This window comes from Grylomicrobium aquisgranense, assembly GCF_033971865.1.
GTDB lineage: Bacteria > Bacillota_I > Bacilli_A > Erysipelotrichales > Erysipelotrichaceae > Bulleidia > Bulleidia massiliensis.
Genome location: NZ_JALBUR010000021.1, coordinates 1 through 23,387, shown reverse-complemented (window position 1 = coordinate 23,387; position 23,387 = coordinate 1). Strand labels below are relative to the sequence as shown.

General features: G+C 49.6%; 26 protein-coding genes and 3 tRNA genes. 7 read left to right on the top strand and 22 right to left on the bottom strand.

Annotation, left to right across the window (positions count from 1 at the left end; translation table 11 throughout):
• Position 1 precedes the first annotated feature (1 nt).
• The 7 genes from MOZ60_RS08265 to MOZ60_RS08235 form a co-directional block, all read right to left on the bottom strand.
• Complete coding sequence (locus MOZ60_RS08265) at positions 2 to 844, bottom strand: carbohydrate ABC transporter permease (RefSeq protein WP_277009815.1); 843 nt, start codon at positions 842 to 844, stop codon at positions 2 to 4.
• A gap of 85 nt (positions 845 to 929) precedes the next feature.
• Entirely contained in the window at positions 930 to 2,222 is a 1,293-nt protein-coding gene (locus tag MOZ60_RS08260; protein ID WP_370596316.1) for an ABC transporter substrate-binding protein, read from the bottom strand.
• Positions 2,223 to 2,351: 129 nt separating this feature from the next.
• Positions 2,352 to 3,062, bottom strand: coding sequence for an HAD family hydrolase (locus MOZ60_RS08255; protein ID WP_370596315.1), 711 nt, complete (start codon positions 3,060 to 3,062; stop codon positions 2,352 to 2,354).
• Between the two features lie 72 nt (positions 3,063 to 3,134).
• Complete coding sequence (hcp, locus tag MOZ60_RS08250) at positions 3,135 to 4,802, bottom strand: hydroxylamine reductase (RefSeq protein ID WP_370596314.1); 1,668 nt, start codon at positions 4,800 to 4,802, stop codon at positions 3,135 to 3,137.
• Entirely contained in the window at positions 4,803 to 5,459 is a 657-nt protein-coding gene (locus MOZ60_RS08245) for a cupin domain-containing protein (RefSeq protein ID WP_277009826.1), read from the bottom strand.
• Positions 5,460 to 5,463: 4 nt separating this feature from the next.
• Positions 5,464 to 6,039 carry a hypothetical protein gene (locus tag MOZ60_RS08240; RefSeq protein WP_370596313.1) on the bottom strand — a complete coding sequence of 192 codons (576 nt, stop codon included), beginning with the start codon at positions 6,037 to 6,039 and terminating at the stop codon, positions 5,464 to 5,466.
• Position 6,040: 1 nt separating this feature from the next.
• The gene (locus MOZ60_RS08235; protein WP_108774425.1) at positions 6,041 to 6,256 is read right to left on the bottom strand and encodes a DUF1858 domain-containing protein; all 216 of its coding nucleotides are present in this window, start codon (positions 6,254 to 6,256) and stop codon (positions 6,041 to 6,043) included.
• Between the two features lie 88 nt (positions 6,257 to 6,344).
• Between MOZ60_RS08235 and MOZ60_RS08230 the strand changes: the two genes are divergently transcribed.
• A complete protein-coding gene (locus tag MOZ60_RS08230; protein ID WP_370596312.1) occupies positions 6,345 to 7,016 on the top strand; it encodes a Crp/Fnr family transcriptional regulator in 672 nt (223 codons plus the stop codon).
• A 7-nt stretch (positions 7,017 to 7,023) separates the two neighbouring features.
• Here MOZ60_RS08230 and MOZ60_RS08225 read toward each other — a convergent pair whose 3' ends face one another.
• The 3 genes from MOZ60_RS08225 to MOZ60_RS08215 all read right to left on the bottom strand — a co-directional run bounded on the left by MOZ60_RS08225 (position 7,024) and on the right by MOZ60_RS08215 (position 9,974).
• Positions 7,024 to 8,514: a DUF438 domain-containing protein gene (locus MOZ60_RS08225; RefSeq protein ID WP_370596311.1), complete on the bottom strand. Its 1,491-nt coding sequence runs from the start codon at positions 8,512 to 8,514 to the stop codon at positions 7,024 to 7,026.
• A gap of 160 nt (positions 8,515 to 8,674) precedes the next feature.
• Positions 8,675 to 8,851, bottom strand: coding sequence for a hypothetical protein (locus tag MOZ60_RS08220; protein WP_370596310.1), 177 nt, complete (start codon positions 8,849 to 8,851; stop codon positions 8,675 to 8,677).
• Positions 8,852 to 8,933: 82 nt separating this feature from the next.
• On the bottom strand, positions 8,934 to 9,974 hold the full coding sequence (locus tag MOZ60_RS08215; RefSeq protein ID WP_370596309.1) for an alpha-hydroxy-acid oxidizing protein: 1,041 nt from the start codon (positions 9,972 to 9,974) through the stop codon (positions 8,934 to 8,936).
• A 215-nt stretch (positions 9,975 to 10,189) separates the two neighbouring features.
• Between MOZ60_RS08215 and MOZ60_RS08210 the strand changes: the two genes are divergently transcribed.
• Entirely contained in the window at positions 10,190 to 11,167 is a 978-nt protein-coding gene (locus MOZ60_RS08210; RefSeq protein WP_370596308.1) for an immunoglobulin-like domain-containing protein, read from the top strand.
• Between the two features lie 51 nt (positions 11,168 to 11,218).
• On the opposite strand, the gene MOZ60_RS08205 is transcribed toward MOZ60_RS08210, so the two are convergent.
• The 3 genes from MOZ60_RS08205 to MOZ60_RS08195 all read right to left on the bottom strand — a co-directional run bounded on the left by MOZ60_RS08205 (position 11,219) and on the right by MOZ60_RS08195 (position 12,414).
• A complete protein-coding gene (locus MOZ60_RS08205) occupies positions 11,219 to 11,833 on the bottom strand; it encodes a YitT family protein (protein ID WP_108774429.1) in 615 nt (204 codons plus the stop codon).
• Positions 11,834 to 11,919: 86 nt separating this feature from the next.
• Positions 11,920 to 12,054 (bottom strand): hypothetical protein, encoded by a 135-nt coding sequence (locus MOZ60_RS08200; protein ID WP_370596307.1) that lies wholly within the window; start codon positions 12,052 to 12,054, stop codon positions 11,920 to 11,922.
• 24 nt (positions 12,055 to 12,078) lie between these two features.
• The gene (locus MOZ60_RS08195) at positions 12,079 to 12,414 is read right to left on the bottom strand and encodes a hypothetical protein (protein ID WP_277635405.1); all 336 of its coding nucleotides are present in this window, start codon (positions 12,412 to 12,414) and stop codon (positions 12,079 to 12,081) included.
• A gap of 301 nt (positions 12,415 to 12,715) precedes the next feature.
• Between MOZ60_RS08195 and MOZ60_RS08190 the strand changes: the two genes are divergently transcribed.
• The gene (locus tag MOZ60_RS08190; RefSeq protein ID WP_277635406.1) at positions 12,716 to 13,417 is read left to right on the top strand and encodes a hypothetical protein; all 702 of its coding nucleotides are present in this window, start codon (positions 12,716 to 12,718) and stop codon (positions 13,415 to 13,417) included.
• A gap of 63 nt (positions 13,418 to 13,480) precedes the next feature.
• Here MOZ60_RS08190 and MOZ60_RS08185 read toward each other — a convergent pair whose 3' ends face one another.
• The 7 genes from MOZ60_RS08185 to MOZ60_RS08155 form a co-directional block, all read right to left on the bottom strand.
• Positions 13,481 to 14,158, bottom strand: coding sequence for a metallophosphoesterase family protein (locus MOZ60_RS08185; protein ID WP_277654860.1), 678 nt, complete (start codon positions 14,156 to 14,158; stop codon positions 13,481 to 13,483).
• Positions 14,155 to 16,005 (bottom strand): BMP family ABC transporter substrate-binding protein, encoded by a 1,851-nt coding sequence (locus tag MOZ60_RS08180; RefSeq protein ID WP_370596306.1) that lies wholly within the window; start codon positions 16,003 to 16,005, stop codon positions 14,155 to 14,157. Before MOZ60_RS08180 ends, MOZ60_RS08185 begins: the two co-directional genes overlap by 4 nt.
• An 83-nt stretch (positions 16,006 to 16,088) precedes the next feature.
• Positions 16,089 to 16,895 (bottom strand): S1C family serine protease, encoded by an 807-nt coding sequence (locus MOZ60_RS08175; RefSeq protein WP_370596305.1) that lies wholly within the window; start codon positions 16,893 to 16,895, stop codon positions 16,089 to 16,091.
• A 93-nt stretch (positions 16,896 to 16,988) separates the two neighbouring features.
• Positions 16,989 to 18,047 carry a PTS sugar transporter subunit IIC gene (locus tag MOZ60_RS08170; protein WP_370596304.1) on the bottom strand — a complete coding sequence of 353 codons (1,059 nt, stop codon included), beginning with the start codon at positions 18,045 to 18,047 and terminating at the stop codon, positions 16,989 to 16,991.
• Entirely contained in the window at positions 18,035 to 18,253 is a 219-nt protein-coding gene (locus MOZ60_RS08165) for a hypothetical protein (protein ID WP_370596303.1), read from the bottom strand. Before MOZ60_RS08165 ends, MOZ60_RS08170 begins: the two co-directional genes overlap by 13 nt.
• A 19-nt stretch (positions 18,254 to 18,272) precedes the next feature.
• Complete coding sequence (locus MOZ60_RS08160) at positions 18,273 to 19,472, bottom strand: MFS transporter (protein WP_370596302.1); 1,200 nt, start codon at positions 19,470 to 19,472, stop codon at positions 18,273 to 18,275.
• A 65-nt stretch (positions 19,473 to 19,537) separates the two neighbouring features.
• Positions 19,538 to 20,260: a histidine phosphatase family protein gene (locus MOZ60_RS08155; RefSeq protein WP_370596301.1), complete on the bottom strand. Its 723-nt coding sequence runs from the start codon at positions 20,258 to 20,260 to the stop codon at positions 19,538 to 19,540.
• A gap of 65 nt (positions 20,261 to 20,325) precedes the next feature.
• Between MOZ60_RS08155 and MOZ60_RS08150 the strand changes: the two genes are divergently transcribed.
• Positions 20,326 to 20,398, top strand: a tRNA-Thr gene (locus MOZ60_RS08150).
• An 89-nt stretch (positions 20,399 to 20,487) separates the two neighbouring features.
• Entirely contained in the window at positions 20,488 to 21,183 is a 696-nt protein-coding gene (locus tag MOZ60_RS08145; RefSeq protein WP_370596300.1) for a Crp/Fnr family transcriptional regulator, read from the top strand.
• On the opposite strand, the gene iadA is transcribed toward MOZ60_RS08145, so the two are convergent.
• Complete coding sequence (iadA, locus tag MOZ60_RS08140; RefSeq protein ID WP_370596299.1) at positions 21,180 to 22,322, bottom strand: beta-aspartyl-peptidase; 1,143 nt, start codon at positions 22,320 to 22,322, stop codon at positions 21,180 to 21,182. The genes MOZ60_RS08145 and iadA overlap by 4 nt on opposite strands.
• Positions 22,323 to 22,350: 28 nt before the next feature.
• Positions 22,351 to 22,848 carry a COG2426 family protein gene (locus tag MOZ60_RS08135; RefSeq protein ID WP_108774441.1) on the bottom strand — a complete coding sequence of 166 codons (498 nt, stop codon included), beginning with the start codon at positions 22,846 to 22,848 and terminating at the stop codon, positions 22,351 to 22,353.
• Between the two features lie 203 nt (positions 22,849 to 23,051).
• On the opposite strand from MOZ60_RS08135, the gene MOZ60_RS08130 reads away from it, so the two are divergent.
• Both MOZ60_RS08130 and MOZ60_RS08125 read left to right on the top strand, forming a co-directional pair.
• A tRNA-Ile gene (locus MOZ60_RS08130) sits at positions 23,052 to 23,125 on the top strand.
• Positions 23,126 to 23,136: 11 nt separating this feature from the next.
• Positions 23,137 to 23,209 (top strand) — tRNA-Ala (locus MOZ60_RS08125).
• The last annotated feature ends 178 nt before the right edge of the window (positions 23,210 to 23,387 follow it).

The following is a 23,387-nucleotide window of genomic DNA, read 5'->3' as shown; positions in this document are numbered from 1 at the left end:
ATTACTGCTGTACCTCCTTGGACCTTGTCAGTTTCTGCTGAATGCCGGCAATGACGACAACCAGGATGAAGAACAAAACTGCCTTTGCCTGGCCGACGCCTTCAAAGCCGACACGGCCGAAGAATGTGTTGTAAATGTTCAATGCCATCATCTCTGTCTGCTTCATCGGCGCGCCTCCGGTCAAAGCCAGGTTCTGATCAAACAGCTTGAATCCATTGGTAATTGTCAGGAATGTGCAGATTGTAATGCTTGGCATCATCATCGGAATAATGACTTTAAACAGCATCTGACGGCTGTTGGCGCCATCGATTTCGGCAGCTTCCAGCACATCGCCTGGAATTGCCTGGAAACCAGCAATATAGATAATCATCATATAGCCGATCTGCTGCCAGCAGACCAGAATGACCAGTCCCCAGAAGCCAAGCTTTGTATTCAGGTTCAGGGCAGTGCCAAAATGAACCAGAATGCCAGAGAAGATCAGCTGCCAGATATAGCCAAGCACAATGCCGCCGATCAGGTTCGGCATGAAGAAAACCGTACGGAAGATATTCGTACCATGGCGGTCCTTGGTCAGTGCCATTGCCAGTGCAAAGGCGATGACATTGATCAAAACCAGCGTCACGACTGCAAAGGCAGCTGTAAACCAGAAGGAATGAACGAAAGTGGTATCTTTGAATGCCGTAATGTAATTGGATATACCAACCCATCTGGCATCCTTAACCGTTGTGAACTTGGTAAAGGAGAGATAGATACCAAGAATAAACGGAATCAGGAAACCGATGGCAAAGGCAGCCATCGTTGGCACTGTGAAGACAGGCCAGTATTTTTTGATGTTTTTCTGCATATCTTATATTGCCTCGCTCAGTGTGAAGAAAGACAGGTCAGCAGAGAGATTCTGCCGGCCTGTCTGCGTTGTGAATCAATTAAACTCAGTTATTGGAAGCAGCAAGCTTCTTTTCAGCTGCCCAGTTATCAACGAATGCACTCTTGACCTGATCCCAGTTGGCATCACTCTGGTCAGCCGCATAAACTGTCAGAGCCTGGCCAAGTGTGTTCTTCCACTCCTCAGAAGGCATTGTTGTGAAGTTCCAGGATACCGGTGTACCTGTATTCGCATTTGCCAGGTTGAACAGAACGTTGGAAGATTCAGGATTGGACTTGAACGGAATGTTGAAGCCCATCTTGTCGCCGCTTGTCATAGCCTTGACACCCTCATCAGATGTAACGCACCAGTTCATGAAATCCAGAGTAGCCTTGATGTCTTCCTCAGAAGCCTGGCTGTTCACGCACCAGTAGTTCTCAGTACCCATGCACAGACCCTCATTGGCATCATCTACGCCGAAGTAGATCGGCAGGAAAGCCAGATTGTCATCGCCGACTGCCTTTACCTTGTCATACTCCCATGTACCATTCTGGAAGAAGACAGCCTGCTGATTAACGAATTCAGCCTCAGACTGATCGCCAGTCGCAGTAGAAAGCTGAGAAGGATCAACCGTGGAATTGTTGATATACAGATCCCAAATATTCTTGTAGTTCGGCAGATATGTACCCTTCAGCTCTTCCTCATCATCGACACCTGCATCCTTGTACTCATAGTAGATCGGCAGGTTGGCCAGATGTGTCTTGAAACGCCAGTCACTGGAAGAATCCATGCCTGGAGAAGTGAATGCTGCAAATCCAAGCTCATCCTTGCGAGCTGTGATATCCTCAGCAACCTTCTTCAGATCATCGAAGCTCTTGATATCATCAACAGAATAGCCAGCCTTCTCAAGCAGTGCCTTGTTGGTGATCAGGCCATAAGCCTCAGTAACATATGCAATGCCTGCGACCTTGTCGCCATCCTTGAGCTCATATGCCTTGTTTGACAACTGACCCTCAATATCAGATCCGCTCAGATCATAGCAGTAGTCCTTCCAGGAAGCCAGACCAACAGGTCCATTTACCTGGAACAGTGTCGGCTTTTCAGACTTAGCCATTTCAGACTTCAGGGTGCTCTCATACTCACCGGAAGCAGCTGTCAGAACAGTGACCTTAACACCAGTCTCCTTGGTGTATTCACTTGCCAGATCCTGCCAGTACTCATCTGCTTCAGGCTTGAAGTTCAGATAATAGACGCTTCCCTTACCGGAATCTGCAGATGCTGCAGCAGCAGAAGAAGAACCTCCACAGCCAGCCAGCATAGCAGCAGATAATGCCAATGCTACAAAACCTTTCTTGTTCATGTTTTCCTCCTGATTTTTCAATCATGGTTGTACGTTCCTTCATTTCCCTCCGGATGGAAACGTTACTGGAATCGTTTACAACTTACATCTTTATGATATGTAATCGTTTACAAAAAATCAAGTGAAATCTTAAAATTCTTTTGAATTTTTATTTACGCCCATGAAGGCAAAAATTTTGTCACGCTCCACAAGACCATCTACGCAAAGATCAGCAGTTTCTTCCATCAGGGGCCAGTCAGACCGGGACCAGACATCACGGACGGCAATTACCCTGTATCCGGCCTTCTTCGCCGTCCTTACCGGCAACAGTGTATCATCAAACACATAGGTATTGAAAGCAGCCGTGTGCATGACAGTTTCACCGCGCACATACAGATCCGGCCCGGACTTGTCCGTATTCTCCTTTCCCGGCGTAATAACAGCTTCGAAAAAGGATGCGATGCCAAGTCTTTGAAAGCACATCTCCAATAGCAACTGATCGCTGGTTGAAGCCACGCACATTACAATGCCCTTTTCCTGCAGACCAGAAAGCAATGCCAGAACGCCTGGCTTCAGCGTGATCTGCTCTGCATATGCCTGCCGAATCATTGCAGTAATTTCCTGTCGGATATCCTCTGCCGATCGTTCTGACAGATACTGCTGATGCAGATAGGCACAACTCTCTGGCAATGACATATCTGCCAGTACTTTGCTGATGTCTGCCGGGGCCGCAATCTGCCGGCTTTCCAGGAAACGCTGAGGCAGAGCCTGCCAGAATCCCATCGAATCCAGCAAAGTTCCATCCGCATCAAAGATACAGCCAATTCTTCTGTTCTCATTGCTTGTATTCATACCTGTCATGATAGCGCATTCCATACATAAAAGGGGGGCCGGCGGGCCCCGCTGTATTTATGAAAAGATGTGATGAACTGTTTATGACTGCTTGCCAAAGAACAGTTTGAGATCATCATCGACTGTGCCGATGCCGGCAATGCCGAAATTCTCCACAAGAACCTTGGCCACATTTGGAGACAGGAAGGCAGGAAGTGTCGGACCAAGATGGATATTCTTGACGCCAAGGGACAGCAGAGCCAGCAGAACGATGACAGCCTTCTGCTCATACCAGGCAATATTGAAAGCCAGCGGCAGATCATTGATATCTGCCAGATTGAAAATCTCCTTGAGCTTCAAGGCAATCAGAGCCAGAGAGTAGGAGTCATTGCACTGGCCGGCATCCAGAACCCGCGGAATACCATTGATATCGCCAAGATCCAGCTTGTTGTACTTATACTTTGCACATCCCGCGGTCAGTATCACAACATCCTTCGGCAGTCTCTTTGCAAACTCAGTATAGTATTCACGTGACTTCATGCGGCCATCGCAGCCAGCCATGACAACAAACTTGCGGATTGCACCGCTCTTGACAGCCTCAACAATTTTATCTGCCAGGGCGAATACCTGAGCATGGGCAAAGCCGCCAACAATCGAACCAGATTCGATTTCTTTCGGAGGCTGACATGTCTTTGCCTGCGCAATCAGAGCAGAGAAATCCTTGACCGTACCATAGGCACCATCAATATGACGGCAGCCCGGATAGCCGGCTGCACCAGTTGTCCACAGTCTGTCCTTATATGAATCTGACGGCGGCACGATGCAGTTGGTTGTCATCAGAATCGGACCATTGAAGGACGCAAACTCTTCCTTCTGCTTCCACCATGCATTGCCATAATTGCCGGCAAAGTTAGGATACTTCTTGAAGGCAGGATAATAATGCGCCGGCAGCATCTCAGAATGCGTATACACATCCACACCTGTACCCTGGGTCTGTTCCAGCAGCTGTTCCAGATCCTTCAGATCATGACCCGAAACCAGAATGCCCGGATTTGTTCTGACCCCGATATCAACAGAAGTGATTTCCGGATTTCCGTAGGTGCCTGTATTAGCCTCGTCCAACAGAGCCATACCCTTGACACCATACTCACCAGTTTTCAGTGTCAATGCCGTCAAGGCATCCACGTCCATGTCGTCATCCAGCAGCTTGGCCAGATCTTCCTGCAGAAAGGCATCAATTTCTTCATTCTCATAACCAAGGGCATTGGCATGTTTCATATAGGCAGCCAGACCCTTGAGACCATAGGTAATCAGCTCGCGCAAAGAGCGAATATCCTCATTTCTGGTGGCCAGAACACCAACCTCGCCAGAATGCGCCTTAGCATCAAAAGATGCCTCATCCCCGTTCCATACGGCCGCGTCATGCAACCCCTCCTTGCTGTCAAGCTGGCCAAGCAGCTCCTCCTTGACAGCCAGAGTCCTCACAATTCTGTCAATGATGGCATTCTTATCAAAATTGGCGTTGGTAATCGTCGTAAACAGATTGACAGTCACCAGATGATTCACGTCCCTGCTTACAGCCTTGCCTTCCTGGCGCAGCCTTGTTGTGACCTGGGACAATCCCTTGCTTGCATAGATCAGCAGATCCTGCATCGCTGCTACATCCGGCTGCTTGCCGCAGACTCCGGCATACACACATCCCTTGCCGCCAGCAGTCTCCTGGCACTGATAACAAAACATCTTTGCATCCATTCTATTCTCCTTCTTCATCTACTTCTGCAGAGTTAATAACAATCCCATCTTGAAGCGCTGATCTGCCTGCACGGCATGCAGACCACCCTTGGCAAAATGAAAATTCTCACCGGCGTGAATGACATGCGGTACGCCTTCATACGTAATGGTTGCCTCCCCATCCAGGGCAAAGATCAACGCCTCACCCGGCGCCGCATGCTCACTGAGACCGGTACCTTCATCGAAAGCCATGACCACAAATTTCATGGTGTCATTGTGAACAATATCCATATTGACGATCTTTCCGTCCTGATAAGGAACCAGATCGGCAAATCTGAATACTTTTCCTGCTTGAATAGCCTGATTCATAACATCCTCCTGCTGGACTGCCAGCTCTGTATAAACCGTATCTTCATCTGTGCGGAAACCAACCGCCTGATGAATCTTCGTCAGAACACTTTCACCTGCTTTGACATGCACGCTGCTGCCATCACTGCCATAGACTTCCACGCTGCCCTGCAGCACCATCACAAGCTTGTGATAGGGATGAATCTCAGCACTGATATCTGTATGGGCTCCCAGTGAGAAAACCGTCAGCGGATTACGGCCGGCAATGATCTGACCGGAAACCGTGCATCCGGGAACCGGGGCATTCTCATTGCGGATCGAAAACACTTTACCTGCATCTGCTTTCATGTTCTTATTTCCTTTCAATGATGCCATGAGCACCATCCGGCATTCCGGCCTTAAAGCTGCCAGCTGCCAGCATGCCGTTCATAACGGCCAGGCGCAGTTTCTGATACATGCCCGCATTTTCCTGCCAGTAAGTACTGTGTACATCCGCTGTGATTTCCCATGTTAATGAAGCCGAAGAACTGTCACTCACCTGATTGACATGATCGCAGGGCATCCCATCCAGGAAGAAATCCTCAAAGGCACGGAAAACTTCTTCCGGTGTATCCACAGTAACGGGATGCTTTTTGCCAAATTCCTGCGCACAGTTGGCAAGATCCGCAGGATCCACATGCATTTTTAAAAGATCCTGCACAAGATCTGCATACCGCTTTTCCGCATCATCGATGGCTGCCTGCAGAGAACCGTGGATATTCATGGGATCAATGATCTCTTCAAGTGGCGGCAGATTTCTGGTATAGCGGCTTACAGCCAGTGACATTCCCTGTTCCCTTGCCCCCTCAGCAAGAAACTTTGTCAATTCCTCCTGATTGGCAATCTTGCCATACAGCCAGTAATGAATGGGTCCGAGCGTCATGCTCATATCAGGCATTCTCCTGCAGAGCAATAGACTCATTCAGCATATTGACGATCACCATAGAAGGCAGGCCGTGCATTGCACAGGCATCCTCAAGGGATTCACCAGAAGCAGCAGCACACTCCAGACAGTGCATGCCGGCATCCATCAGAATCTCCACACAAGCCGGATACTTTGCCACAATCTCACCAATCAGTGTTTCACCATTGACATATTTTTCCATCTTACCGGTCCTCCTGTTGACCTTACGTGAACAGGATACTATGCTATACACAACATATATGTTGTTATGACAACAAATGGAGAATATTATGAATGAAATGTTTCTGACCAACACCAATCTGTTCCACGGCATCCGAAAAGAGGAAATCACGCATCTGCTTTCCTGCCTGGATGCCCATGAGCAGTCCTATGACAAGAATGAAACGATCCTGCGGGCAGGCAGCACCATCCAGGAAATTGGTCTGGTTGAGTCCGGCGGTGTCAATATCATCGTCAACTTCTACTGGGGAACGAGCCGTATCTTTGGCCATGCCAGTCAGGCCGAAATCTTCGGGGAAAACTATGCAGCGATTCCTGGCAAAGAACTGCTCTGTGATGTCGTTGCCTGTGAGCCAAGCACAATCCTGTTCATCAATTTGAATAAGCTGTTGACAACCTGCCAGAATGGATGTGCCTTTCACAACCGGCTGATCCACAATCTGCTGTCCATCCAGGCAAAAAAAAGCCTGAATCTGTCTCAGCGGATGATGCATACAGCGCCAAGATCCTTACGTGAAAAGCTGCTTTCCTATCTGTCTGAGCAGGCCATGATCCATGGCAGCGCTCATTTTGTCATTCCTTTTGACCGCCAGCAGCTTGCGGATTATCTTGGGGTTGACCGCAGTGCCATGTCTGCTGAGCTTTCCAAAATGAAAAAAGACGGTCTGATTTCCTGCCGGAAGAATGAATTCATCCTGCATGAAATGCCAGACCATCTATAACTCTGATTTATTTTGCACTGCGGGCAAAGTGCTCTTTTGCAAACTCCATGTCCTGCACAAGTTCCATCGTGCCAACATAATTGCCCTCATGATCGCGCACAGCCATATAACTTACCAGTACGGATCTGCCGTTCTTGTTCATCCAGATCTGTACCTTGTCCTGGCCTCCGGATCTGAAATCATCGATGATCGCACGCACCATCGGTTCAATCTTGGGAGGATGGCAGGTAAATACCTCACGGTCAATCGCCATGGCCGGACGTTTGAACAGCTTCGATCCCTCATTGAAGTAACGATTGATATTCCCATCATCCACAAAGCTGATTTCCATCGGAATCGTATTCAGCATGGCCGTCAGCTGGGCAGCACTCATGTGACCGCCTCCAAGCTGAATATCATCCGTATGATCCGAAGAACAGGCAGCTTTTTTCTGCTCACCAGGCAGCCATGTCTCATTGTTCACGCCAAAGCATGATGCATAGTCCCTGCTGCCCTGATAAACACCGATCCAGTCCTCCACGGAAAACTTTTCTGCTGCAATCGGGAACAGAATATTCTGCTCCTTGTAGATCATTTCCCGGATTCTGGTCAGTACCGCATCAACACGCCTGTTCCAGGCATCATCATGATTGTCAATCCGGCAAATAGCACCAAGCTCATCCCTGATTTCATCATCCACAGTCCACATGACATCAGAAGGACCCGTCACATCATACTTCACCTTCAGATGCGGATAGAGCAGATCCCCTTTCTTTGCATAGTGGATAGAAACATCCCGGATCTTTGCCAGAACGGCAGCATCATGATCCCTGTCATAAGCATCCAGCAAAGATCCCAGGGCATCATTTTCCTTTGTGAAAGTATACAGAGGATGCCCTGGAACTGCCTCAAGAGCAGCCGCCTTTGCCTTGCGGTCCATCCCATCCGAAACCAGGGAAGACCGCACAGCATTTTCCGCATTTGCAATCTTCTCTTCTCTGGTTGCTCCATGAAACAGCGCAGAATGCACATCACACAACTTCTGCACCTGATTCAGCGGCGTACCTTCCCTGATCAGCTCCTGCTCCGCCTTCATGATTTCAGACGCATCCACATCCTTGAAATTCTCCACAAAATCCTTGCGTACACTTTCCAGCTCCTCACCGCTGGCCAGCCTCTGCAGATAGGATTTCAACAAGGACATCCGGTTTTCGCTGTTTTTCTCTCCCACACTTTCAGCATTGCCTTCTTCATTCTTCTTTGCAGACTGTACCACCCCAACATCCGGCATCTCACCAGCCAGAGTAAAACCATTCTGCATCAGCACACCGACAACCTTTGCCATATCGATCCCCTTCATAGAGGCACCCTTCGGAATTGTCATCAGCCTGCCCGCAGAATTGCGCACCATAGGATTGACAATCTCTGAAAAACCAAGCTGCGCCATAATATCAATCAGCTCCGGATATTCATTTGTCAGCTCATATACCGACTTTGTCAGATCTATTTCTTTTGCCATATTCATGACTCCTTCACTTTTTTACATCATTATGATAGGAGTTTGGAATGACTAATTATGTTGTTTGGACAACAAATGTGAAATCTCAAGAAAACTGCTCTGCATATTCTGCAGGCAGCAGAATGCAAAGCAGTTTGTCTCATTCTGAAATAATGCCGTCTCAGGCAGCTTCATATGCGGGCTTCCACGAAGCAAACCTCGCCAGTGCTTCTTCTGTTCTGGTATAGTAGCGGAAACCCTTGTTCAGCCTGGCAATCTGTGCCATTTCCTCATCTGTCAGTCTGAAATCCAGAATGTGAAGCTCCCCGCCTAAGCCTACGCCACTTTGTGCAAACATTGAGGTTTTGGTTATAGACAGGGTATGCGCGGCGCATCAATCAAGCCTCTGCTTTCATCTGTCCCTGTTTTCTATCCTTTGCTCACAGGCGGAAAAAATCTGAAGATGGCCGGAACAGACATTCACGGGTAATTTCATCCAGCCTGGAAACACCGCACATCTTCATCGTATCCACGAGTTCTCTGCCAATCTTTTCGGTATATAAAGCCACCCCATCTTTGCCGCCGCCATAGACCGCCGTCACAAATGGCCTTGCGATCAAAACACCATTTGCTCCCAAAGCAATCGCTTTGAAAACATCTGTGCCGGAACGGATGCCGCCATCCACAAGTATTGTCATCTCTTTGCCTGCGGCATCCCTGATCTGTGCAAGCACTTCCGCCGTGGCAGGTGTCTGATCAAGCACCCTGCCGCCATGATTGGATACCACAATCGCAGATGCGCCTGCCTCTTTGGCCGCAAGAGCGCCTCTGACCGTCATGATTCCCTTGATGATAAACGGCCGGCCTGCACGTTCTGCAATCTGGCGAAGCTGGGAAATGGTCTTTGGCCCGGCCGGGGGATTCTTGCCCTGCAGAAACGGCAGACCTGCCGCATCCACATCCATTGCCATGGCAAAAGCACCTGACTCTTCCACCAGTGCCATTTTCTCTTCAATCGTCTCCATATCCCACGGTTTCACCGTCGGAATGCCGATTCCTCCGGCATTGCGGATCGCCTGGGCAGCCGCTTCCATGACCTTTGGATCCGTGCCATCACCGGTAAATGCCGCAATGCCCGCATCCCGGCATGCACAGACAAGAATATCATTATACGAAACATCATTCAGACTGTCGCCATAATGCAGATTAACTGCCCCGACCGGTCCTGCCAGAATGGGATATTTCAGCTTATGGCCAAACAGTGTCAGTGATGGATCAGGCTCCCTGCCCTCCCCGATTGTATTCATATTGATTCTGATATTCTGCCAGGCCTGAAAATTACGCACAGCTGTATCACCCATGCCTTTGGCTCCCGGACCTGGGATCTGACTTCCGCATGCCCTGCCGTCACAGACCGGGCATGCATGGCAGTATGGCCCGACTTTCTTCCGTGCTTCTGCAAGCAACTCCTGATATGTCATCTGTTCAATCCTCCGTCTGCTGTTAGCATAGCACAAACAGCAATTGTTTTTACGGGCTCTGATTTGCATGCTATCATCGTATGGCGATGAAAAATACTTACAGATTTGCACGTATCTGCCTGTTTCTTCTGCTGGCAATTGTACTGTTGCTGGCGGGACGGTGGACAGTGGTCAGAATACAGCACCACAAAGCTTACCGGGAAGCCGAAAACAGCATGATACTCCGTATTGATCAGTCAAAGTTGGTCATTGAAGCAGGAGATTCTGTTTCACTGTATGATGCTGTTACGGCATCCGGAGGAACGCTGTCTGTCTCCGGAAGTGTCAATACAGATAAGACAGGAAGCTATCCGGTTGTTTATTCCCTGCGCAGCAGTGACCGTTATGGGCGCGAAATACTGAAGAAGCGCAGCGTAATCTTCACTGTCGAAGATACTGCAGCCCCGGTCATTGCACTGAAAACAGATAATCTGCAGATTGCCCAGGGAGCAGACTTTAATCCTGCCGGGAATGTTGCCGGGATCACAGATGCTGTTGATGGCCCAATTGATCAGAGCCATTGGCAGATCACATCCGATGTCAATGCCAGTCAGCCAGGTACCTATCAGGTCACTCTGGAAGCATCTGATGCCAGCGGCAATACCGCCTCAGCTTCCTATCAGGTTACTGTTGTCACGCCTGCCTCTGATGATCATCCTTACCTGATCAGAGTCAACCGGGCGGCCAATACCGTCACAGTATATGCCCGGGATGCATCGGGAAACTATTCTCTGCCCTATAAAGCATTTATCTGTTCTACCGGTCCTGATACACCGCTTGGCACATATCAGACCTATGGCCAGTCCAGATGGAGAGCCCTGTTTGACAATGCCAGCGGCCAGTATGTGACGGATATCGTTGATGACATCCTGTTTCATTCCGTGCCATACTTCTCAGAAAGCCCGGATGATCTGGAGTATGAGGAATACAACAAGCTGGGAACAAGTGCTTCTCTTGGCTGTGTGCGGCTGCAGGCTGCCAGTGCCAGATGGATCTATGTTAACTGTCCTCTGGGCACTACAGTGGAATTCTATGATGATGCCGGCAATCCAGGCCCTTTTGGCAAGCCTGACTTCCAAAAGATTGATGTCAGCAGTGCCAGCCGCGGATGGGATCCTACCGATCCGGATCCGGCCAATCCATGGTTAAAATGAAAGACGCCCTGCGCAGGCGTCTTTTTCTTCTGGCCTTTAATCCTCTTTTTTTCACGTATCCGGGACAAGATCCTCTGGAATGCGGAAAGATGATACCCTGCCTACCAGCCAGGAAGACAAGGTAACCGTCACGAATGAAAACAGAATGTTTGTCCGCGGCAGATAGCTCAATGAAAGCAGCAGTACCACAGCATCCGCCAGAAAGTAACATCTGCCCAGTGGCAGCCGGAGCTTTCTGTGCAGCAGCAGTGCCAGTACATCATCCCCGCCACAGGCACCTCCGATTCTGACCACCATGCCGCATCCGAAGCCGACAAACAAAGCGCCAAGAACTGCAGCTGCCAGTGGCATGTCAGACAGATCCGGCAACACTGGTCCCACCCATTCCCACAGACGGTAGCTCAGGGAGAAAGAGGCAGTAGAGAGAAAAGCATTGCGTACAAAGCCGCGGCCAAGCACAAAGGCACCGAGAAGATACAGCACTGTATCAAAGATGGCTGATGTCAGGGACGGTGATATGCCGAACCAATGGTTCAGCAGCAGCTCTGTTCCCAGTTCTCCGCCCTCGGTAATACCACTTTGCTGATGGACATTGAACAGGCCAAAAGACAGAATGCAGGCACCTGCAATCATGATCAGATCATTTTTCCATCTCTTCATTTCCATATCCGCATTCTAGCAGATATTCGCGTAATATTCAAATTTACGACTTTTGGCAGACTGCAGACAAAAAAGAGGGTATACTGTCCGTATTACTCCTCAATTACTCTTATCAGTTTTGGCAGAATCTGCATCTTCCCTGACAGAATATCCTTCTGCAGTGTGTATGGTCCATCCGTATCCGGATGCACATGGCCTATCACATATACCGGTTCTTTCTCTTCCATCAATTATCCCTCCTGCTCCATCGCTCACTGCACAATGCCATTTTCAAGCAGATGGCGCTGCAGGGTTGCATATGCAATACCAAGCATCGCAGCCATTTCTTTCTTGGTAATCTCTTTATTTACAAGCTGCTCGCACAACTGAGCAAACAATGCCATATCCAGCTCCTTGCTCTTGCGGCCGCGCTTTTTCTCTTCCTTTGGCTGGCTGGCACCCCTGCCCTGAGCAAACAGGAAAGGAACGCCACGCTCACGCAGCTTCCCCAGCAGATCACGCATCTCCTCCGAGGAAAGACCACTGCAGTCATAGCCCTGCATCATCAGGGTATCAGACCACGACAAAAGGGAAAGCATCTGCTCCATCTGTTGCCGTGATGACCCCACATCAACAAAAAGGCGGTCAAGATCAACTACTTTTGAAAAAAACAATTTCTTCGAAGTCTCAAAAACTTCATCATCATCTAAAACAGCATATCCGTATCTCATTGTGTATTCTGTCCGCGTATCCGTGCCTTTATCTTAATACAGAAAGTGCCTCCAGCAAAAGGTTTTTTGCATGAGTACAGGCATGAAACCGGTGTCAGAGGCAGTCTTTGGAAGTCTGCCATGAAAAGAATGCCGTGCAGGTGTATCATTAGGCGGTACCAAGCACGGAGGAATTCACATGAAAAAGGTCCCATTTGCGGCCGTATGTGCCTGCCTTTTGATTCTGACAGGCTGCGGCGATCATAAAACTGATATTGAAAAGCCAACCATAGCGGCAAGTCCCACCCCGAGTGTAACACCGACGCCAGCCCCAACTGAGCTGACCTATGTTCAGAAAATGGAGATGCTGGAAATCATCAACACTGATCTCAACGCTTCCTATGGCACCAAGGCACAGGTCTATGCTGATATGACTGCCACAGAATTCAGTCTGTCCGGCAGTACAGCATCCGCCAAAGGCTCCTACAAGTATCCCTCAACAGCAAAGACAGCCAACCAGAGTTTCTCCTATACGTTTGAAATCCTGGAAGATGGCGACGTGGAGAAGAAAGATGCCGATGTTGTTGCAGCAACGCCAACACCAACGGCAAGTTCTTCATCATCATCATCTTCTTCTGCCGGCAAAAAGGCAGACTATACGCCAACTGAGAAGTTTGACTTTACCTGCACATCCTCCATTACCGTCTATGGAAAGATGGAGGGCAGCGGCACTTACCGCGCAGATGTCGTAGACAGTGATGGCAAAATCGTCGCCAATGTCTTTCATGAGTCAACCCCGTTTGATACCACTAAGACGGTGGATCTGCCGGCTGGTTCCTATTCTTTGTGGATCCTGCTGGACAATGCCGGTAACTGGGATCTCAACTACACAGTAAGCTGAATGTGTTACGCAAAACAGCGGCCTTTTCCCTCACAGGAAGAAGCCGCTGTTTTATTTTGGTCCCTACACAGACAGATGGTGGGTGCGCCGGATATACAGATCATAAAACAGGCTGCCGGTTCTACCCTCAGCCGGATAGTCAGAGCCGCTCAGAACAAGCGGATAGCGGCCGCAGGCATTGATCAGCTTCGTACCGGCCGGATGGATGATCTCACGCTGGAACGATGCGCCATAGCTGGCATGCACATGGCCATACACCATGTACTTTGGCCCCCATCTTGTCAGCAGATCATTGAAGCAGGCAAAACCACGGTGGGCAGGATCCTTTCCATCCCCAAAGCCAAGACATGGGGCGTGGCTCACAAACAGATCAAAGCCTCCTGTAAACCTGAGCATGCCTTCCAGATGCCGGATGCGCTTATGCATCTGCTTTTCCGTATACATATCTTTACCGTCATGATAGCGCATGGATCCGCCCAGTCCCAGAATCCGCAGGCCATGAAAGTTATAAACTGTATCATCAATATCAATACAGCCCAGCGGCGGATGATGATCATAGAGAGAATCGTGATTGCCGCGCACATACAGCAGCGGAATATTGGCTACGGTGGTAAGAAACTCCAGATAATCCGGTGAAAGATCACCGCAGGATACAATCAGATCATAACCTGCTGTTTTCTCCGGTGCCCAATAGTCCCACAGTCCCCTGTCCTCAATATCTGCCAGCAGAAGCAGTTTCATTGTGCCTCCATCCGGCGTATCTCCGCCGCCGTCTCTTCATCAAATTCATGCATATCCGGCATCTTTCCCTCAACATTCTCATACAGCCAGTCCATTTCCAGAATCTGTTTTGCGTCCAGCTTTCCTGTACTGTTTCTGACATTGCCTTCCTGGTCCTTCAGCAAACCGCTGAAGATTGAAAAATCATCCCGGCGCAGACTGCAGCGCAGCGCATCCACCAGCCGGAAAGAAGCAGGAGGCAGCTGATCAGAACAGTGCAGATCAAGCACACCGGACCTGATACCCCACCACTGACTGTTGCGTCCGGGCTTTTCGCCCGCCAGAATGCCGCGGATCAGCTTTTCATAGAAAGCTCCCCAGTTGCGCACCGGCGCGGCCAGATGAACCACTTTGCCATCCTCTCTGCGGCAGAGCCCATATGCCGGTTCATCATTGTCAGGATAAATCAGATCCCTGGCTGCATAGATTGAAATATGTTCCCGGGCAAGCAGGGCATTGCTGTCCGCATCCCTGCGGTCTGCCCAGATGGCCATGACAGACGCATCCGGCCTGATCATCTGGGCACCGATGGCAAACGCATTGAGCTCTGCAGCTGTACCATAGACAGGCGAAGGCACTACATAGCCGATACGGCCTGATTCACTCAGCTGCCCAGCCAGCGCTCCCATCAGAAATTTCACTTCAAAATCACGGGTAGCATATGAATGCAGCGTATGATTCTCCAGAAACAATGAACAGTTGTATACCTGGATTTCCGGATGCAGAATCGCCTGACGAAGAGCAGCTGTCCGCTGCAGAATGCTGGTTGTAAAGATCACCTGTGCTCCCTTTCCTGCCGCATCCGCAAAGGCTGCCTCCGTCAGTTCATCACTGCTGCAGCCGTCATACACCATCGTTCTGACAATGCCCTCAAACACATTTTCAACATATATTCTGCCGATTTCATGATCAGACACCGCGCTGTCATTCTGCCGGACAGGATAGATAAAAGCTGCTTGCAGAGGATTTTTCTCAGTGTAAACCGGGCTGAAATTCAGCAGGCTGAAGCGCTTCTGTCTGGGATCTTCCGGCATCATCTGCACGCCGGCATCCGCTTCTGAGCGCAGAATCAGTTCTTTCTGCATGCCAATGATCCGGCGGGCAACAGAAGAACGGGAATAATCCAGAAGACTGTCAAACTGATAGGTCAGAAGATACAGAAGAAAGGCATCACTGGCGCAGAGAGAAACCTTGTCGCTCCTGATTTCCTGATAGACACTCTCAAAGCGGAAAAAGCCGCCCTGCACAGTATGAATCAGATCATCCGGCCAGGGCGTCACAAGATCCCTGTCCAGCAGAGCCGCCAGACGCTTATAGCTGCCGGCCTTTGTAAACTGGATATTGTAGATCGGACAGACCCTGTAGAAGGACAGAAACTCCTCATAGACCGCCGGCATGTGATCGCTCATCACCCTGGTGACATCCGCCATGATGGAAGGATTGCCAAGATATTTCATCACTGACACACGCTTGTTGCCCTCCTGCACATAGAAGCGGCCAAGATATTCTCTGACCTGAACGGGATCGTCAATGCCATCTTCCGTCTGCACCTGATACACATTCATCCATTTGCGGGCGAATTCAGTACTTTCTGCCATGACTGGCATATAATTGTCCGCAAATGAAACCGTCCGCATAGCCGTTACGGTTCCCGCCACCAGTGACAGTGGAATTTCCATTACGCCAAGCGGCACCTGCCGGCAGGTGCCATGCACCAGTTCATCCAGTACCGGCAGCCCATGTCCGTGCCGAAGAGCCCGTTCTCCTTCCCGGCGGGCTTTCTGATACTCCTGCAGCGCATCGCTCATCTCTTTTCCCTCCTTGCACAGTCAATTATAAGAAAACAAAAAGATGGCTGTACACCATCTTTCCGCCAATGCATCTTTCTTCTTCAGGCTTTCTGATTATCCTGCGAAGCAACACTGTTCTTCGAAATCAGAGTCACATCCGCCGTTACTTCCTGACCATCACGCTTCAAAGTCAGTGTTACCGTATCACCAACATCCTTGCCGGCGATATATTCTGCTAATGCGCTGACACCAGTGACCTCCGTATTGTCCGCTTTGACAATGCGGTCACCAACCTTGACGCCGGCATCTGCCGCATTGGATCCATCGGCAATCGATACAACGTAAACACCGCCTTCCTGATCATCCGAAGCCTGTACCTGCTGCACCGTAATGCCAAGAGCAGCCTGAGACGCAAACGGATTGTCAGAATCATCCTGATCGTCATCCGCACCCTGGGTACTCTGTGCCGGGGCCTTGTCAGAACCATCATCCCATTGCTCAGGCAGCTGGCCAAAGATCTTCTCCAGATCATCCCGGTCAGAAGAAGCTGTCTCCTTCTGCGCATGGCCAGGACCTATATAATTGGCAGTCACACCGCCCAGAAAGCCACAGCCAAAGCACAGCACGCAGATACCGGCAATCTGCCAGATCTTCCTGTGGCTGCCTTTCTTCTTTGCAGGTTTTGCAGGCTGCGGTGATTCCGCCTTCACATCATCCGGCTTTGATTCCGCTTGATCTTTCCTGCTTTCCTGGTCAGCCTGCTTCTGCTGCTCTGTTATTTCAGTATTCTGCGGTGCAGCACTTTTCTTTTCCGATGCCGCAGATGATGAAACTTCTTCTTCAGCAGATGACGCATCCCTGCTTTCTTCACCTGCATTGTTCTTTTCGTTGTCTTTGCTTTCTGACATGTCACTCACTCCTTCCATGTTTGCATAACCATGGTAACCCCTCTTTGTGAACTCTGTCTGAACAGCAGCGGAAACAATGGCGATATCCGCATCTTACTGCAGCTTCATATCACCGTCTTTGATCCAGCCGAAATGTTCTTCCAGGCGGCAGAACACCACCGACAGCAGTGCCGGCAGAACAAAGCAGATCAATACCATTCCCAGCCAGTCCATGCCGGTAATGCCGGTCTTTGCACCATTGGCAATATCATTGACCCAGCCGGAATAGATGCCGATCTGCCCGACAAAGCCGCAGGTACCCATGCCGGAAGAAACTGCAGGTCCATTATTCTGCAGATGGAACACGCATGTGGCCAGTGGGCCAGTGATGGCACTGGCAAAGATCGGAGGCAGCCAGATCCGCGGATTTTTGATGATATTGGGCATCTGCAGCATGCTCGTGCCAATGCCCTGGGATACCAGTCCGCCCACGCCGTTTTCACGGAAAGACATCACGGCAAAGCCGATCATCTGTGCACAGCATCCGGCAACTGCGGCACCTCCGGCAAGCCCTGTCAGAGAAAGCGCAGCACAGATCGCTGCAGAAGAAATCGGCAGGGTTAAAGCGATGCCGGTGATTACTGCTACAATCATGCCCATAACAAATGGCTGCTGTTCCGTTGCCCACATGATGATGGAGCCAAGTGAAGAAGCAGCAGCACCGATTGCCGGTGCCCAAAGCATGCTAAGGCCGGCACCGACAATCAGCGTGACTGCCGGCGTGACCAGAATGTCAATTTTTGTTTCGCCGGAGACAAGCTTGCCGCATTCTGTTGCAATAATAGCAATGATATAGACAGCCAGAGGACCGCCGGCGCCGCCCAGCTTATTGGCGGCTGCACCAACGCCCACCATCGTAAACAGAACAAGCTGCGGCGCATGCAGTGCAAACGCAATCGAAGCAGCCATGGCCGCCCCGGCAGCCCCTGAAGCATAGGCGCCAATATCCGAAAGAAAGCCAAGATGGAGCTGTGTTCCTGCCGTAGACAGAATCGTACCAATCAGCAGTGAAGCAAACAGTCCTTTCGCCATAGCACCCATCGCATCAATCAGATAGCGATCCGCTGAGAACACAATATCCTTGCTGGCAAGATATTCCCTTACTTTTTCCATATATCCCTCTCCTTTTCAGCATGTTCCGTTATACAACCTGCCCATGCATTTGTATAGTCATCATGACTATTATTTATTGTCATCATGACTATATCTTTAAAAAGAGATTCATTTTCTAAGCTCAGCCCTGCTCTCCCCATGCCAGCTCCAAAAATCATCCTGAAAACCCTGCACTGGCTTTCATCGGAAAAAAGATAAAAAAGCATGCAGGTGTGCAAAGCATCATCATGCTTTGACAGGCACCCTGCTGCTCATGAAAAGTACAATCGTCCCGCCTGTCACGCACAGCACAAAGCAAAGCAGAACAAGCAGGTGCGGTCCGAAAGCATCCAGAACCATGCCTCCGCTGACATTGGCAATAATGCCGGAAGCCGTCATCATGACCGTAAACATAGACTGCCCTTTGACCGCCTCTCCCGCTTTCATCCTTTCACCGGTGTACTGTACAATAGCCGGATAAAACAGTCCGTAAGCAATAAATGACAGTGCCTGTGATACATAAACAAGCGCAACATTACCAGCAGCCAGCACAAGCAGTGACTTCAGCATGAAGCCAGCCATAGAAATCTGCAGGGCACGGGCAGATGAAACCTTCTTCCGCAGCCAGTCAAAGCTCACCATTGCAGGAATCTCCATGGCAGCACCAAGTGCAAACAGATTGCCCATATCCTTTACAGTACCTCCAAGAGGCGTAATGATCTGCAGCATAAATGATCCGATAATATAGTTGTAGTAATACATGATCATGATGCCGATATTCAGAACCAGGAATGCCTTGTTGTTTCTGATGAAATCTCTGAGGGTGATGCGTTCTTCCTCCTTTTTCTCAACCGTTTTGCTGCCATGCAGAAAACCCATATGGTGTCTGAGCAGAAACAGGCTGGCAAGCAAAAGGGCAAGCGAGAAAATGGTAGAGCCGGGAATGGAATTGATGCCCATACGCTCTGTCACCACCCCAAGTACGGCCGTCATAATGGCATACAGAAGAGAGCCCGCCGCCCGGCACAGACCAAAATTCAGATGAATGCCGTAGCTTTCAATCTGAAAGACGAGGGCATTGACAAGCGGCGGCATCACCAGATCAAAGACAAGGGCAAGCATATAGCAGACAAACAATGCCACAGTGTGACCGCGCAGCACCATCAGAATGATGCACATCAGACCAGTCAGAAAAGAAAAAAGAGAGATCAGCTGGGTCAGTGTAATCTTTTTTGTCCTGTCAGCGAAATCGGCAAGCCCCGGTGAAAACAGAACCGTTAACAGATTTGCCCCGGACATAACCAGGCCAACCTCCGTATTGGAAAAGCCATTGGCCAGCAGAAACACCGAAACAAAAGCACCAATGCCAGCATACATTGTCGAATAAAATCCCTGTACTCCGGCATAGTCAATCGTAAGCAATGCTTTCAGCTTCTTTGCATTCATTCTGTATCCCCTTTATCATCGCTGACTTACAGTATCACACGCCGCAGACGCATACAAGACATGTGTCAGTGCTCCTGCACATCCCCATAGCATTCACAATAGCGTGCCATAAAAGAAGGCTGTTCACCATGCACATACAAATGAGAAATGTCCCCGAACTTGCTGATCCGGAACGATGCCGTTCCCTGTTCGCGTTCCTCCGTCCATACTTCCGTCACACTCGTTGGCGCAGCACAAAAGCCATGCCACAGGACCATCGGTGAAACATTCAGCAAATGGCTGAGCAGAACACACTCCAGCCCAAAATGGCAGAACAGTGCAATCGTCTCATGACTGCTGTCAACAGCATCATACAGATAGCCGTCCCGCCGATAGCCATGCTTTTCCAGAAGCGCATCAAAACATGCAATCACATGATCATACTTTTCCTTCAGATCAGCCTGCTCAAAAGCAGGGTTCTGCGTCCAGCATTCCTTGTCAAAGAAGCGCTCATCCTTCACCCATACCGATGGGATCCAGTCCCACGGACGGGTTGGTACCGTATCGCCCGTATGAATCACCGGTACCTGAAACTCCCGCAGCCAGTCCAGCGTTTCCGCTTCACGATTCATTGCCTGCAATGTACAGGAAGCTGTCTGTTGTGCCCTGCCCATCGGTGACACATAGAACCAGTCAATCTGTTCCTTCGCAAGCCGTTTGGCCAGATACTGTGCCTCACGCCATCCCTTTTCTGTCAGGCAATCATGTGCATAATCCGGTTCCCCATGACGAATGATCAGTATTCGCATTCCTTTTCCTCCCTTTCACGTTGAAAACAACATTCTCCTAGATTATAATATCAAAGCTGTCATTTGCCGACTTAGCTCAGTTGGTAGAGCAACTCATTCGTAATGAGTAGGTCGTTGGTTCGATTCCGATAGTCGGCACCTCACAAAGCCCTTGTCTCAGGGCTTTTCTTTTTTTCTGACTGTCCATTTTGTTTGATGCTTCATTTTGTTTTACTTATACTTATTATATGGATATTGACCATGAATGCCCCTATCGGGCAAAAAATGAGTACTGCACACATTCCATCCGGCTGTTTCAGAAGCTGCCAGAAGAAGATCAGGCATTTCTGGTTGAAAATGCCAGGCATATACAGCGTCCCAAAGGGACCATTCTGGCAGAAGAGAACAGCGAAATCAATGCCATTCTGATCATCCGCAGCGGTAAAGTCAAAACGAGACGGATTGACACAAACGGTGAAGAGCATATTCTGGATGTCCTTCATGACGGTCAGGCAATCTGGCACGGCATGTTTCTGGAAGATCACATCTATCACTACGATGTCGTTGCTCTCACCGATGTCTCTCTCTGTCTGATCCAGCGTGAAGATTTCCTGTCAACGCTGGTCGCACACCCTACCACAGCATTGTATCTGATAGAAATGCTGTCAACTGAACTGCAGGATGCCAATGAGAAGGCATACCTGCTGTCCCTGCATGCCATGGATGACCGGGTAGGACAGTTTCTGCTGTTCCGGGATGCCCGCTGCATTGGCAAAGAGATTGAACTCAAGCTGGAAGATATTGCCGCCTCCATCAGTCTGCGTCCAGAAACTGTATCCCGCGTCATTGCAAAGTTTGAAAAAGCAGGTGCTGTGAAACGGCTGGGGCGCGGAAAGCTGCTCGTCACTGACCGTGAAAAGCTGCGCGCGCTTGCCCACGCTTAGAGACCCTGATAATAGTTCTTTGCTGTCACTATGCCATCCTGCATCATGATCTTTCCTCTTGCAATCACACTGTCAAGAGAAAGATCATCTTTTAATATGACAAGATCTGCATCTGCATCTGCATTGATGCATCCCTTGTGCGGATAAAAGCCAAGTGCCCCGGCAACCGTGCTGGTAATTGGCTTCAGGGCTTCAGAAAGAGGAAGATGCTCATCAATGGCCAGATGACGTATTGTATCAAACAGCGTCTCCATCTTTCCTATGCCCATGCCAATCAGCTTCTTGTCCTCACTCCAAACCGGAAAACTGCCATTGGAATCAGAAGAAAGCGTAACCCTGTCCCATGGCACCTTCTCACGCGCCTGGGCCATCAGATGGGCAGTGCCGGCAGTATCATTGCCGCTGGTAAAGTCAATATAGCCGCCCTCACTGGCAAACTGCAGGGCATCCTGGTAAGCATTGGCCACATGTGTTGGCCGGAACTGACTGATCGGAATATCCGTATGATGAACAATGTCCAGCACATCACTGTATCCCTTCTTCCCACGTCCCGTATGCATATGCACAATACCCGGCTTCTTTGCCAGCAGGCCTGCCGTTCTTGCCTGTGAAGCCAGACGGGCAAGCTCTTCCCTGCTGACATTGGAAGAACGATGGTCACTGATGGCAATCTTGACACCGATGATCTCACTGACAAATGCAATGTCCTTTGCGACCGATCCGGTAAGTGTCGTACTGGGATATGCATAGGAGCCGGTCAGGCACCATGCGCTCATGCCCTCTTCCCGCAATGCCTTTGTCCTGGCGACAAGTTCCTGTACACTTTTGGCATTGCTGTCAGTGCCAAGAAGGCCGACAACAGACGTCACCCCATAGCGGATGCAGTCCGTCATCTGCAGCGGCGGAATCAAAGACGCAAAACCATCTTCCCCGCCGCCTCCGATAATATGCACATGCTGGTCAATAAAGCCAGGCACAAGCAGCTTCCCACGTCCGTCAATCACGATCAGACCATCTCTGTCCCAGGAAAAATCAATCTGCCTGTCCACTCTGACAATCCGGTCATTGCATACCAAAACATCCTGTATGCCGCAGTCCTCCGGTGCCAGAACATGGATCTTTTCAATCTTGATAAACATTACTTTGCCTCCAGACAAAAAAGTTCCTTCAGGAAAGGAACGAACCAAGAACACCATAGGACACCAGTGACATGATCACCGCTGCCAGAAAGACGCCAAGCAGAATAGAAAGACTTGCCTTCTTCATATCCATATCAAAAACAGACGCAACCAGAGAACCCGTCCATGCACCTGTGCCAGGCAGCGGAATGCCAACAAACAGCATCAGTCCCCAGAAGCCATACTTGTCAATTTTCGGCTTGTTTTTGGCAGCCTTGGCTTCCAGCCAGTCTGCCAGCCTTCCCATATGGTGATCCGCCATAAAATGAAGAAGTTTCTTCAGCAAAAGAAGAATAAAAGGAATTGGCAGAATATTGCCAGCCACGCAGAAGATTACTGCCTTCCAGAGCGGAATATTCAGCAGTCTGGCAACAATCAGCCCGCCGCGCTCCTCCACCAGTGGAAACATCGACACAAGAAAGACTGACCATTCCGCTGAAATATGCTGTCCAACCGTGGACATGAACCAGTTAATAAAGCTGTTCATACATCCTCCTGAATGGGTATTACTCTACCACAATCGTCATGTCCTCTCAACCGCATGCATGCCTATCACGGTCCTGACAGATCCTGGACACTTCCAGCAAAAGACAATCCTGCAGAGAAAAAGTGGCCAAGTAAAATTCGTGAAAATTATTATTGACAGAATATGCAGCCGTTGGTATTATAGACAAGCATTCGATGAGATATGGGCCTGTAGCTCAGGTGGTTAGAGCGCACCCCTGATAAGGGTGAGGTCGTTGGTTCAAGTCCATTCAGGCCCACTTCATCGTATGGGGTTATAGCTCAGCTGGGAGAGCACCTGCTTTGCAAGCAGGGGGTCAGGAGTTCGATCCTCCTTAGCTCCACTGCAAGCGGATGAGTAATCATCCGCTTTTTTCTTACAAATTTTTTCTTACAACGCTATTTTCAAATAAATAGTTGATGTACCCGAACAAGTACATCAAGTTAATATCTATAACTTATCATGACTTCAGTTGAGGTGATGATATGCTCGTTAATCAGAATTTCCTGAATTCTTTATCT

What these genes read in the sequence shown, in the direction of transcription:
- MOZ60_RS08265 (WP_277009815.1), bottom strand. Translation starts at nt 844, where the DNA reads ATGCAGAAAAACATCAAAAAATACTGGCCTGTCTTCACAGTGCCAACG.
- MOZ60_RS08235 (WP_108774425.1), bottom strand. Translation starts at nt 6,256, where the DNA reads ATGGAAAAATATGTCAATGGTGAAACACTGATTGGTGAGATTGTGGCA.
- MOZ60_RS08170 (WP_370596304.1), bottom strand. Translation starts at nt 18,047, where the DNA reads ATGGAAAAAGTAAGGGAATATCTTGCCAGCAAGGATATTGTGTTCTCA.
- iadA (WP_370596299.1), bottom strand. Translation starts at nt 22,322, where the DNA reads ATGTTTATCAAGATTGAAAAGATCCATGTTCTGGCACCGGAGGACTGC.
- MOZ60_RS08185 (WP_277654860.1), bottom strand. Translation starts at nt 14,158, where the DNA reads ATGAAACTGCTTCTGCTGGCAGATATTGAGGACAGGGGACTGTGGGAC.
- MOZ60_RS08190 (WP_277635406.1), top strand. Translation starts at nt 12,716, where the DNA reads ATGAAAAAGGTCCCATTTGCGGCCGTATGTGCCTGCCTTTTGATTCTG.
- MOZ60_RS08180 (WP_370596306.1), bottom strand. Translation starts at nt 16,005, where the DNA reads ATGAGCGATGCGCTGCAGGAGTATCAGAAAGCCCGCCGGGAAGGAGAA.
- MOZ60_RS08175 (WP_370596305.1), bottom strand. Translation starts at nt 16,895, where the DNA reads ATGTCAGAAAGCAAAGACAACGAAAAGAACAATGCAGGTGAAGAAAGC.
- MOZ60_RS08215 (WP_370596309.1), bottom strand. Translation starts at nt 9,974, where the DNA reads ATGACATATCAGGAGTTGCTTGCAGAAGCACGGAAGAAAGTCGGGCCA.
- MOZ60_RS08205 (WP_108774429.1), bottom strand. Translation starts at nt 11,833, where the DNA reads ATGGAAATGAAGAGATGGAAAAATGATCTGATCATGATTGCAGGTGCC.
- MOZ60_RS08240 (WP_370596313.1), bottom strand. Translation starts at nt 6,039, where the DNA reads ATGAGCATGACGCTCGGACCCATTCATTACTGGCTGTATGGCAAGATT.
- MOZ60_RS08165 (WP_370596303.1), bottom strand. Translation starts at nt 18,253, where the DNA reads ATGCTTTTTTATCTTTTTTCCGATGAAAGCCAGTGCAGGGTTTTCAGG.
- MOZ60_RS08210 (WP_370596308.1), top strand. Translation starts at nt 10,190, where the DNA reads ATGATACTCCGTATTGATCAGTCAAAGTTGGTCATTGAAGCAGGAGAT.
- MOZ60_RS08220 (WP_370596310.1), bottom strand. Translation starts at nt 8,851, where the DNA reads ATGTTTGCACAAAGTGGCGTAGGCTTAGGCGGGGAGCTTCACATTCTG.
- MOZ60_RS08245 (WP_277009826.1), bottom strand. Translation starts at nt 5,459, where the DNA reads ATGAAAGCAGATGCAGGTAAAGTGTTTTCGATCCGCAATGAGAATGCC.
- MOZ60_RS08195 (WP_277635405.1), bottom strand. Translation starts at nt 12,414, where the DNA reads ATGGAGCAGATGCTTTCCCTTTTGTCGTGGTCTGATACCCTGATGATG.
- MOZ60_RS08135 (WP_108774441.1), bottom strand. Translation starts at nt 22,848, where the DNA reads ATGAACAGCTTTATTAACTGGTTCATGTCCACGGTTGGACAGCATATT.
- hcp (WP_370596314.1), bottom strand. Translation starts at nt 4,802, where the DNA reads ATGAAGAAGGAGAATAGAATGGATGCAAAGATGTTTTGTTATCAGTGC.
- MOZ60_RS08225 (WP_370596311.1), bottom strand. Translation starts at nt 8,514, where the DNA reads ATGGCAAAAGAAATAGATCTGACAAAGTCGGTATATGAGCTGACAAAT.
- MOZ60_RS08230 (WP_370596312.1), top strand. Translation starts at nt 6,345, where the DNA reads ATGAATGAAATGTTTCTGACCAACACCAATCTGTTCCACGGCATCCGA.
- MOZ60_RS08255 (WP_370596315.1), bottom strand. Translation starts at nt 3,062, where the DNA reads ATGACAGGTATGAATACAAGCAATGAGAACAGAAGAATTGGCTGTATC.
- MOZ60_RS08145 (WP_370596300.1), top strand. Translation starts at nt 20,488, where the DNA reads ATGGATATTGACCATGAATGCCCCTATCGGGCAAAAAATGAGTACTGC.
- MOZ60_RS08260 (WP_370596316.1), bottom strand. Translation starts at nt 2,222, where the DNA reads ATGAACAAGAAAGGTTTTGTAGCATTGGCATTATCTGCTGCTATGCTG.
- MOZ60_RS08160 (WP_370596302.1), bottom strand. Translation starts at nt 19,472, where the DNA reads ATGAATGCAAAGAAGCTGAAAGCATTGCTTACGATTGACTATGCCGGA.
- MOZ60_RS08155 (WP_370596301.1), bottom strand. Translation starts at nt 20,260, where the DNA reads ATGCGAATACTGATCATTCGTCATGGGGAACCGGATTATGCACATGAT.
- MOZ60_RS08200 (WP_370596307.1), bottom strand. Translation starts at nt 12,054, where the DNA reads ATGGAAGAGAAAGAACCGGTATATGTGATAGGCCATGTGCATCCGGAT.